This is a genomic window from Actibacterium sp., assembly GCF_041584535.1.
Lineage (GTDB): Bacteria > Pseudomonadota > Alphaproteobacteria > Rhodobacterales > Rhodobacteraceae > Actibacterium_D.
This window is the reverse complement of record NZ_JBFHDW010000072.1, coordinates 1-10,142: the sequence shown is the minus strand read 5'-3', so window position 1 is coordinate 10,142 and position 10,142 is coordinate 1. Positions and strand designations below refer to the sequence as shown.

Sequence of the window (10,142 nt, the reverse complement as noted above, 5' to 3'; positions counted from 1 at the left end):
GGGCCCGTGGCCTGTGTCTTCGTCGACGAGGCCCAGTTTCTCAGCCGGGCCCAGGTCTGGCAGCTGGCACGGGCGGTCGACGATCTGCGGGTGCCGGTGATGTGCTACGGGCTGCGCGTCGATTTCCGGGGCGAGCTGTTTCCCGGCTCGGCGGCGTTGCTGGCGCTGGCCGATGAAATGCGCGAGGTGCGCACGATCTGTCATTGTGGGAAAAAGGCCACGATGGTGGTGCGCAAAGGCCCGGATGGGCGGGCGCTGCGTGACGGGGCGCAGGTGCAGATCGGCGGCAACGAGACCTATGTGTCGCTGTGCCGCCGCCACTGGCGCGCCGAGATGGGCGACGCTTAGACCGCGTTCGGCAAGGGATCGCCCGCGAGATATGCGCGGATATTCTCGACCGCCATCAGCCCCATCGCGTCGCGCACATCGCGGGCGGCAGTGCCCAGATGCGGCAGCAGGGTGACGTTCTCCATCTTGCGCAGGGCGGCGGGGACTTGCGGTTCGAATTCATAGACATCCAGACCGGCGCCGGCGATCTGCCCGGTCTCAAGTGCGGTAATCAGCGCCGCCTCGTCCACCACATCCCCGCGCGAGATATTGACGAAATGCGCAGCCGGTTTCATCGCGGCGAACAGATCGGCCCCGATCAGATGATGCGTCGCCGCGCCGCCCGGCACCGCAACCACAACCATATCCGCCAGCGCCGCCAGTTCCGCCATATCGGCCACCTGCCGCGCCGGAACACCGGCGTCAGCCACGACCGAGCGGTTCATGAACACCACCTCCATGCCGAAACCGTAATGACAGCGCTTGGCGATCGCTTTACCGATACGGCCCATGCCGATGATGCCAACGGTCTTGCCGCTGACATGGGTGCCCAGCATCTGGGTCGGGTGCCAGCCCTTCCAGCGCCCGGCACGGACCAGACGTTCGCCCTCGCCCGCGCGGCGGCAGGTCATCAGGATCAGCATCATGCCGATATCGGCGGTGGCATCGGTGACGGCGCCCGGCGTGTTGGTCACGGCAACGCCGCTGGCGCGGGCCGCGTCCACGTCGATATGGTTATAGCCAACGCCGAAATTCGCCAGCAACCGGGTGCGCGGCGCGGGCATGTCCTTGAACACCTCGGCGTTGAAGAAATCGCCCAGCGTCGGCAGGATCACGTCAAAAATCGCCAAAGCGCCGCGCATCTCGCCGGGTTTCATCGGGGTGGTCAGGGCGCGGACCTCGACCTCGGCGCCGGGCAGAGCACGGGCGGCATCACAGACGGTTTCGGTCAGCGGGCGGGTGATCAGGATACGTGTCATCAGAACATCCGTCCGCCCAAGGGCACATCCAGATCCGGGGTCAGCAGCACCACCTCGCCCGCCGGGTCGGGCAGGCCCAGAACCAGAACCTCGGACAGAAATTTGCCGATCTGGCGCGGCGGGAAATTGACCACGGCCAACACCTGTTTGCCGATCAGATCCTCGGGCTGGTAATGCGCGGTGATCTGGGCCGAGGATTTCTTTTCGCCGATCTCGGGGCCGAAATCGACCCACAGCTTGATCGCCGGCTTGCGGGCCTCGGGATAGGGTTCGGCGCGGGTAATGCGCCCGGCGCGAATATCGACCTTGAGGAAATCGTCGTAGGAAATCGTCACTGGCTCAGCTCGCGGCTGCGGTCGGCGGCGGCTTTGACTGCGCGGGTCATCAGCGCCGGAAAGCCGGTTTCGGGGTCCATCAGCACCGCCAATGCAGCGGCGGTGGTGCCGCCGGGCGAGGTGACGTTGACCCTTAGCTGGGCCGGATCCTCGGCCGCGTCCTCGGCCAGTTGCCCGGCGCCGCCCACGGTTGCCTTGGCCAAGGCCATCGCCAGATCGGGCGCCAGCCCTTCGGCCACGCCCGCGGCGGCCAGAGTCTCGATCAGGTGGAACACATAGGCCGGGCCCGAGCCAGAAACCGCCGTGACCGCATCCATCTGACCCTCGGCCTCAAGCCGCACGGTCTGACCGACGGCGCGCAGCAGGCCTTCGGCGGCTTGCAGATGCTGTTCCGAGGTTTTGGCATTGCCGATGATCGCGGTGATGCCGCGCCCGACGGCGGCGGGGGTGTTGGGCATGGCGCGGATCACCGGGGTGTCGCCGCCAAGGACGCGCTCATAAAACGCAATCGGCGTGCCTGCCGCGACTGAGAGGAACAGCGTCTGACTATTGCCCAGCGCCGCCAGTTGCGGCAGCGCCTCGGCCATCATCTGAGGTTTCACCGCGACCAGCACGATCGCCGGGTTTTCCGGCAGCCCCTGATTCAGGTGCAGCCCCTGCCCGGCCAGATCCTTGAGCCAATCCGACGGATACGGGTCCATCACCCAGACCGACGCCAGCGGCAATCCCTGCGCCAGCCAGCCGGTCAGCATCGCCGACCCCATCTTGCCGCAACCCAGCAGCACCAGACCGTTTTCGTTGATATTCATTCTGCCCCCCGGGGTATTCGTCCGGGGCTCAGGTTAGGCGCGGCCGTAGGCCTCTGCAATGGCTACATTCAGCGCTTCTTCGGGCGATTGGTTGGCCCAGGACACCAGCTGAAACGCCGGATAGAACCGTTCGCAATTGCGAACCGCCGCGCCGATCAGCCGGTCGATCTGTTCAGGGCTGGCCGATTGGCCGCCCGCCAGAACCAGACCATAGCGATAGACCATCAGCCGCTGTTCGTTCCAGAAGGTGAACGCGCCCGACCAGCACATGTCGTTGGTGCGGTTCAGCGTTTCATAAAGCGCCGGCATCGTATCGACCGGAGGCTCCATTTCAAAGGTGCAGATCAACCGCAGCGTTTCGTCATAGCCGGACCAGGCCAGCGTGATCGAATAGGTGCGCCACTGGCCTTCGACGGCCATGGCGATCTGATCATCGGCAACGCGGTCGAATTCCCACTCGTTGTGCTCGGCAAGGTGTTCAACAATGTCGATCGGGTGCAGATCTTCGGTCGAGAAGAAGTCTTCGGAAAGTGACATGCCCGGCCTCATTTTGTTATAGCCAAGCGGGTTGGCAGCCCCACTAGGCTTAGGTGCCTGCTCAAGGGGCGGCGGGCTTATCCCAGCGCCCTTACCAGATATGGTGTTCGCAAAGGCCTCACCTGTAAAGCACTATTTTGTGGATAACCGCAGGAAGTTGTGGATGAACCCGGAATAGACACTAAGGATTGCGGGTGGTTACCGCCCGCAATTCACCCGGCAAAACGCGAAAAAGCCGGGCGTTTCGGCCCGGCCTTTTCTAATTTCTGATCTGTCCGGCCACAGCGACCGGCACGCGGGCTTAGCCCTTGGCGGCAGCCTCAAGCGCGTCAAGGCGGGCCTTCAGCGCATCGTTTTCTTCGCGGGCCTTCTGCGCCATGGCGCGCACGGCGTCGAATTCCTCGCGGGTGACGAAATCGCGGTCGGCCAGCCAGCGGTCGACCATGCCCTTAAAGGCGGTTTCAGCTTCGTCCTTGGCCCCTTGTGCCACGCCCATGGCGTTGGTCATCAGCTGGGACATGTCTTCGAAAAATTTATTGCGGGTCTGCATTGTCCCCTCCGGCGTTACGTTCCATGCCTATATGGGCCTATGTGCGGACAAGCTCAAGGTTGACTTGCCCCGTCGGCAACAGGCATGAGGCGGTTATGCAGGCAGTTCTTTCCTATCCCGATATCAGCCCCGAGATTTTCTCGATCTCGCTGTTCGGCTTTGACTTTGCGCTGCGCTGGTATGCGCTGGCCTATATTGCCGGGCTGTTGCTGGGCTGGCGGCTGGTGCTGCGGCTGGTCAGAACCCCGGCGCTGTGGCCACAAGGCCGGGCACCGATGACCGCCGAGCAAGTCGAGCAGCTTTTGACCGCGGTCATTCTGGGCATCATTCTGGGCGGGCGTCTGGGCTATGTGCTGTTTTACAAGCCGGGCTATTATCTGGCGCATCCGCAAGAAATCCCGATGCTGTGGCAAGGCGGCATGGCCTTTCACGGCGGGCTGTTGGGGGTGATGGTGGCGGTGATCTGGTTCTGCCGAAAGCACCGGATCGCGCTTTTGTCCGCCGCCGATGCGCTGGCGATCGCCACGCCGCCGGGGCTGATGTTCGGGCGCATCGCCAATTTCATCAACGCCGAGCTGTGGGGCCGCCCCTCGGACGTGCCTTGGGCGATGGTGTTCCCGACCGATCCGCTGGGCCTGCCGCGGCATCCGTCGCAACTGTATGAGGCCGGGCTTGAGGGGTTGCTGCTGGGGCTGGTGCTGTTGGTGCTGGTCTATCGCTACGGGTTGCTCAAACGCCCCGGCCTGACCGCCGGCACGTTCTTTGTCGGCTACGGTCTGGCGCGGATCGTGATCGAGCTGTTCCGCCAGGCCGATGCGCAATACATCACCCCCGACAATCCGGCGGGCTGGGTGATTGATCTGGGCGCGGTCGGCCTGTCGATGGGGCAACTGCTGTCGCTGCCGATGATCGCGCTGGGGGTCGGCTTTTGGGTGCTGGCCGGGATGCGCAGCCGATGACCGAACTGACCCAGCTTTTGCTGCGCCGCATCGCCAAGACCGGCCCGATCAGCATCGCCGACTATATGGCCGACTGCCTGCTGCATCCCCGGCACGGCTATTACGCCACCCGCGACCCGTTCGGCGCGACCGGTGATTTCACCACCGCCCCCGAGATCAGCCAGATGTTCGGCGAGATGATCGGCCTGTGGCTGGCGCAGGTCTGGATCGATCAGGGCCGCCCGGCGCCGTTCACGCTGGCCGAGATCGGACCGGGGCGCGGCACGCTGATGGCCGATATTCTGCGGGTGGCGCGGGCTGTGCCCGGCTTTGCCGAGGCGGCGCGCGTGCATCTGGTCGAGGCTTCGGCCACCCTGCGCACGGTTCAGCGCCGCACCTTGGGCGATCAGCCGGTGACATGGGCCGACACGGTGGCCGACCTGCCGCAAGCGCCACTGTTTCTGGTCGCCAACGAATTTTTCGATGCCCTGCCAATCCGGCAATTCCAGCGCGACCCGGCGGGCTGGCGCGAGGTGCTGGTGGCGGAAAAGGACGGCGCACTGAGCTTTGGCCTGTCGGCCCCGGCGCCGTTGGCGTCACTGGCGCACCGGCTGGACGACACCCGCCCCGGCGATCTGGTCGAGATGTGCCCGGCCGCCGCCCCGATCACGACCGAAATCGCCGACCGCATTGCCCAACAGGGCGGCGCGGCTTTGTTCATCGACTATGGCGGCTGGCATTCGCTGGGCGACACGTTGCAGGCACTGAAGGCGCATCAGCCGGTTGATCCGCTGACCCATTGCGGCGAGGCCGACCTGACCGCCCATGTCGATTTCGAGGCCTTAGCCCAAGCCGCCAAAGCCGTGCGCGTGGCGCCGATGACCCCGCAAGGCGTGTTTCTGGAACGGCTTGGCATCACCGCCCGCGCACAGGCACTTGCCCGGAACCTTGGCGGTGCCGCCCTTGAAAGCCATATTTCAGCGCATCGTCGCTTGACCCATGCCGATGAAATGGGAACGCTCTTTCAAACCCTCGCGCTTGTGCCCCATGATGCGCCCATGCCACCGGGATTCGCGGAATGACGCTTGAAATACTGACCTCAGACGATCTGGTGCCCGTGCGCCATGGTTTCTTTACCCGGCGCGGCGGGGCGTCGTCGGGGGTGTTCTCGGGTCTGAACTGTGGGCCGGGGTCCAGCGACCTGTCCGAAGTGGTGCAGATCAATCGCGGCCGGGTCGCCAGCGCTATGGGCGTCGATCTGGCGCATCTGGTGAACGTGCATCAGGTGCATTCCGCCGATGTCGCGGTGATCGGCGACACCGTGCCGGATACGCCGCCCGTGGCCGACGCCATCGTGACTGCGACGCCGGGGCTGGCGCTGGCGATCCTGACCGCCGATTGCCAGCCGGTTCTGTTCTCTGACCCCAAGGCCGGGGTGATCGGCGCGGCCCATGCCGGGTGGCGCGGCGCGCTGGACGGGGTGCTGGAAGCAACCGTTGACGCGATGGAAACCTTGGGCGCCAACCGCGCCGATATCACCGCTGTCATCGGCCCCTGCATCAGCCAAAGCGCCTATGAGGTCAGCTATGAGTTCTTCGAGAATTTCATCGCTGACGACCCGGACAACAGCCGGTTTTTCAGCAACGGCGTCAGCCCCGACAAAAAACAGTTCGACCTGCCGGCCTATGGCCTGCACCGGTTGCGCACCGCCGGGGTTGGTCAGGCACTTTGGACCCGGCATTGCACCTATTCCGACCCCGAGCGGTTCTATTCCTATCGCCGCACCACCCACGCCGGCGAGGCCGATTACGGCCGGCTGATTTCGGTGATCCGGCTGTAATATCCCGCCTTATTTTTACCGCAAAGTGACCGCGAAACGACACATTCGGGGTCACAGCACCGCCCAATTGCCCGGCGATAGTTCAAGCACAGGCCAGTTCGGCCGAGGGACAAACCGACTCGCCCTGCCCGTATGTCCGGGCCAGCGCTGTGCAGGAGAACGACAATGAAAACCAAACGCCGCTGGATGGCATGGGTGCTGGAAGAAAGCGCCAAAGGCACGCCTCCGATGCCGTGGCAGCGCACCGTCCGCCCGCACCGGGCCGCCGCATCGCGCGCCGGTAAAGCCGCCTGAGACAGGTCCGGCCGATTGGCCGCCCCCAAGATTTCGCCCTCGCATCCACCGGATTGCGGGGGCTTTCGATTCGCAGCCCGCATTTGAAATGTGGCAAGATTGCCTGAAGCGGTGGAAACAGTTGGCGCGTCCCGCCCGGACTGACCTCGCCCCAGCTTCGAATTATCGCTGATTTTTGACAAATACCGCGCATTTGAGCCAATGTTTCGACATGTCATTCTGCGCGTTTCGGTGGGGGCCGAAGCAGATGTGACCAGACCTGAAGGACTGTTCGCATGTCGTATCCCCACGTTCCTGCCGCGCAGATTGCGGCGGGGCTGCCCGCCAGATCGGCCCCTGACACCAGTCGCAAGGGGCTGCGCGCCACCCCGCTGACGCGTCGGTTCGAGGTTGCCGGCCTGACCCGCGAAGGTCTGATCGCCGAGTTCAGCCTTGTTGCCCCCGCCACCACCGCATTTGAAGCCACCAGCGCCGCCTTTGCGCATGGCACGCTGATCGCCACTGAAAACGGGCCGGTCGCGGTGCAGGATCTTGAGCCGGGCATGATGATCGAAACCGCCGATGCCGGACCGAAAATGCTGCTTTGGGTCGGGTCGATGATGCTGTTTCCCGACCTGCCCGGCCTGAACGAGGACAACACCCGCCTGACCCGGATCACCGCCGAGGCCTTTGGCCTGTCGCGGCCGATGTCCGACCTGATGCTGGGGCCACATGCCCGACTGTTACAGCGCCACCCGGCCATGGCCGCGCGCTTTGGTGCCAAGGCGGCTTTCGTTCCGGTGCAAACGGTCGAGGACGGGCACAGCGCCGTTTCGATCCGGCCGGTGTCGCCGGTGCGGGTCTATCATCTGGCGCTGCATGGCCAGCATATCCTGTGGGCCAACGGCATCGAGACCGAAAGCTTTCATCCCGGTCGTCTGGCCGATGTCCATATGGATCGCCCGACGTGGGATCTGTTCCTGACGCTGTTCCCCTATGCCCGCTGCCTGCATGATTTCGGGCCGATCACCCATCTGCGGCTTGAGCCAACCGATGTCGACCGGCTGCGCGTGGCCTGAACCGCCGCAGCGCCGAAAATGAAACGAGCCGCCCCTTTGCAAGGGCGGCTCGTTCAGTTCAGTCGTTAGGCAAGCCTTAGCTTTGCATCGGCATTTCCCGAGCCTGCTCGCGCAGCACGAACTTCTGCACCTTCCCGGTCGAGGTTTTCGGCAGATCGCAGAACACAACGGTTTTCGGCGCCTTAAAGCGGGCCATGTTCTGTTGGCAATAGGCGATCAGCTCGGCCTCGGTCACCTCGGCGCCTTTGCGCAGGGTCACGAAGGCACAGGGCGTTTCGCCCCAGCGTTCATGCGGACGGGCCACAACCGCGGCTTCCAGCACGTCGGGATGTTTATAGAGCACATCTTCGACCTCGATCGAGCTGATGTTCTCGCCACCCGAAATGATGATGTCTTTCGAGCGGTCCTTGATCTCGACATAGCCATCGGGATGCATCACAGCGAGGTCGCCCGAGGCGAACCAGCCGCCGGTGAACGACTCTTCGGTCGCCGACGGGTTCTTGAGATAGCCTTTCATGACGTTGTTGCCGCGAATGAAGATCTCGCCGATGGTCTGACCGTCACGCGGCAGCGGTTCCAGCGTCTTGGGATCAGCAACCATCAGGCCGGTGGCGGTCAGGTTGCGGACACCCTGGCGGGCCTTCAGGCGGGCGCGCTCGGCGGCGTCATAGGCATCCCATTCCTCGTGCCATGCACAGGACACGGCGGGGCCATAGGTTTCGGTCAGGCCGTAACCATGATCGACGCTAAAGCCCAGTGCTTCCATCTTTTCGATGATGATGGCCGGCGGCGGAGCGCCACCCGTCAGCACCGTGATGCCCTTTTGCAGGCCTTCTTTCATCTCGTCGGGCGCGTGCACCAGCATCGCCAGAACCACCGAGGCGCCGCAGAAATGCGTGACGCCTTCCTGCTTCATCAGGTCAAAGATCGGCTCGTCCCGGACGGCGCGCAGACAGACGCAAACGCCCGCAACTGCAGCGATGGTCCACGGGAAGCACCAGCCGTTGCAATGGAACATCGGCAAGGTCCACAGATAGACCGGGTGCATGCCCATGCCGATGGTCAGGATGTTGGCCTGCGCGTTCAACTGGGCGCCGCGATGATGATACACGACACCCTTGGGGTTGCCGGTGGTGCCCGAGGTATAGTTCAGGCTGATCGCGTCCCATTCATTATCGGGCAGCTTCCATTCATAGTTCGGATCGCCGTCCTTGATGAACTCTTCATAGGTGACCTGACCGATGCGCTTGCCACCGGAATAGGTCGGATCCTCGATGTCGATCACCAGGATGTCGGGGTTGCCGGCCATGTGCAGCGCGCGCTCGACCACTTCCGAGAACTCGGGGTCGACCATCAGCACCTTGGTTTCAGCGTGGTTCAGGATAAAGGCAATCGCCTCGGCATCCAGACGGGTGTTGATCGTGTTCAGCACCGCCTGAGTCATCGGCACCGCGAAATGCGATTCAAAGATCTCGGGGATGTTGGTGGCGATGATCGACACCGTGTCGCCCTTGCCATAGCCGCGTGTGTCCAGCGCACTGGCGAACTGACGGCAACGGGCATAGGTCTCGGCCCAGGTGCGGCGCACATCACCATGCACAACGGCCAGACGGTTGGGATAAATCCCCGCGGTCCGTTCAATAAAGCTGATCGGGGTCAGCGGCGTGTAGTTCGCGGGAGTCGCGTCCAACCCTTGTTCGTAGATATTGTGTTTAGTCACTTTTTCCCTCCTGCACAGGTTCATATTGCGCACGCGCCGGCCCTTTGCGGGTCGCACGCGCGGATTTGGTTAAATCAGGGTGTTGGTCTTGGGGTTCGGGGCTTGGGACAGACATGAGCCTTTACCGCCCTCCGCAAACCGCAGATCTGCACAGATCGGGGTCTTGCCGCCCGCGCCGATCGTCCCGGCGCGGGTCAGTGCGGTTCGCCGCATTCCAAAAGCCTGTATCAAATTCGTCTCCATAGCGTTGGCACGATACTGACATGGGAAACGGCCACCTTTTCGCTTACTTGCCCAGCACGTAACGGCCGGGCGCGTCCTCGATCGGTTTCAGCTTGCCGCTCTTCTTGGGTGCCCGAGCCGGGACCCACTCGTCTTCATCATGCGCGTCCATCCACGCACCCCATTCCGGCCACCACGAGCCGGGGGTATATTTGGCATTCGCCAACCAGTCCTGAGGCTTTTCCGGGAAGGTGCCGTCGCCGGTCCAATAGCCGTATTTCGGCCGGTCCGAGGGCGGGTTGATCACGCCAGCAATATGGCCCGAGCCCCCCATCACGAAGGTAACATCGCCGCTGAACAGCCCGGTCGACGGATAGATCGAGGTCCACAGCGCGATGTGATCCTCTTTCGTGGCCAGCACGAAGAACGGGATGTCGATCTTGCGGAGGTCGATCGGCGTTCCGTCGATTGTCAGGTAACCGGGCTGGCGCAGGCCGTTCTCGATATAGACCTTTTCCAGATACCACAGCAG

General features: G+C 63.6%; 13 protein-coding genes and 1 pseudogene. 6 read left to right on the top strand and 8 right to left on the bottom strand.

From position 1 onward, the window contains the following. Positions 1–348, top strand: a 348-nt coding sequence (locus tag ABYW26_RS05460; protein WP_372603779.1) for a thymidine kinase, incomplete at its 5' end; no start/stop codon positions are given. On the opposite strand, the gene ABYW26_RS05455 is transcribed toward ABYW26_RS05460, so the two are convergent. The 5 genes from ABYW26_RS05455 to ABYW26_RS05435 form a co-directional block, all read right to left on the bottom strand. Beyond that, positions 345–1,307, bottom strand: a complete 963-nt coding sequence (locus tag ABYW26_RS05455; protein WP_372603778.1) for a 2-hydroxyacid dehydrogenase — start codon at positions 1,305–1,307, stop codon at positions 345–347. The genes ABYW26_RS05460 and ABYW26_RS05455 overlap by 4 nt on opposite strands. Further along, entirely contained in the window at positions 1,307–1,642 is a 336-nt protein-coding gene (locus ABYW26_RS05450) for a tRNA-binding protein (RefSeq protein ID WP_372603777.1), read from the bottom strand. Before ABYW26_RS05450 ends, ABYW26_RS05455 begins: the two co-directional genes overlap by 1 nt. Continuing rightward, the gene (gene proC / locus ABYW26_RS05445; RefSeq protein WP_372603776.1) at positions 1,639–2,451 is read right to left on the bottom strand and encodes a pyrroline-5-carboxylate reductase; all 813 of its coding nucleotides are present in this window, start codon (positions 2,449–2,451) and stop codon (positions 1,639–1,641) included. Before proC ends, ABYW26_RS05450 begins: the two co-directional genes overlap by 4 nt. 33 nt (positions 2,452–2,484) lie before the next feature. Next, positions 2,485–2,988, bottom strand: coding sequence for a YbjN domain-containing protein (locus ABYW26_RS05440; protein WP_372603775.1), 504 nt, complete (start codon positions 2,986–2,988; stop codon positions 2,485–2,487). A 301-nt stretch (positions 2,989–3,289) separates the two neighbouring features. Continuing rightward, on the bottom strand, positions 3,290–3,538 hold the full coding sequence (locus ABYW26_RS05435; protein WP_372603774.1) for an accessory factor UbiK family protein: 249 nt from the start codon (positions 3,536–3,538) through the stop codon (positions 3,290–3,292). Between the two features lie 95 nt (positions 3,539–3,633). Here ABYW26_RS05435 and lgt point away from each other — a divergent pair, with 95 nt between their 5' ends. The 5 genes from lgt (at position 3,634) to ABYW26_RS05410 (ending at position 7,668) form a co-directional block, all read left to right on the top strand. Continuing rightward, a complete protein-coding gene (gene lgt, locus ABYW26_RS05430) occupies positions 3,634–4,497 on the top strand; it encodes a prolipoprotein diacylglyceryl transferase (protein WP_372603773.1) in 864 nt (287 codons plus the stop codon). Next, positions 4,494–5,558: a class I SAM-dependent methyltransferase gene (locus ABYW26_RS05425; protein ID WP_372603772.1), complete on the top strand. Its 1,065-nt coding sequence runs from the start codon at positions 4,494–4,496 to the stop codon at positions 5,556–5,558. Before lgt ends, ABYW26_RS05425 begins: the two co-directional genes overlap by 4 nt. Continuing rightward, the gene (pgeF, locus tag ABYW26_RS05420; protein WP_372603771.1) at positions 5,555–6,316 is read left to right on the top strand and encodes a peptidoglycan editing factor PgeF; all 762 of its coding nucleotides are present in this window, start codon (positions 5,555–5,557) and stop codon (positions 6,314–6,316) included. The genes ABYW26_RS05425 and pgeF overlap by 4 nt, the downstream gene beginning before the upstream one ends. A gap of 165 nt (positions 6,317–6,481) precedes the next feature. Further along, positions 6,482–6,610 (top strand): hypothetical protein, encoded by a 129-nt coding sequence (locus ABYW26_RS05415; RefSeq protein ID WP_372603770.1) that lies wholly within the window; start codon positions 6,482–6,484, stop codon positions 6,608–6,610. Positions 6,611–6,885: 275 nt separating this feature from the next. Continuing rightward, positions 6,886–7,668, top strand: coding sequence for a Hint domain-containing protein (locus ABYW26_RS05410; RefSeq protein ID WP_372603769.1), 783 nt, complete (start codon positions 6,886–6,888; stop codon positions 7,666–7,668). Positions 7,669–7,744: 76 nt separating this feature from the next. Here ABYW26_RS05410 and ABYW26_RS05405 read toward each other — a convergent pair whose 3' ends face one another. From ABYW26_RS05405 to ABYW26_RS05395, 3 genes and pseudogenes are all read right to left on the bottom strand, one after another. Then, positions 7,745–9,388 (bottom strand): acyl-CoA synthetase, encoded by a 1,644-nt coding sequence (locus ABYW26_RS05405; RefSeq protein WP_372603768.1) that lies wholly within the window; start codon positions 9,386–9,388, stop codon positions 7,745–7,747. 69 nt (positions 9,389–9,457) lie between these two features. Further along, a complete protein-coding gene (locus tag ABYW26_RS05400) occupies positions 9,458–9,601 on the bottom strand; it encodes a hypothetical protein (protein ID WP_372603767.1) in 144 nt (47 codons plus the stop codon). Between the two features lie 73 nt (positions 9,602–9,674). Beyond that, positions 9,675–10,142, bottom strand: a pseudogene (locus ABYW26_RS05395) (class I poly(R)-hydroxyalkanoic acid synthase); the annotation flags it as partial.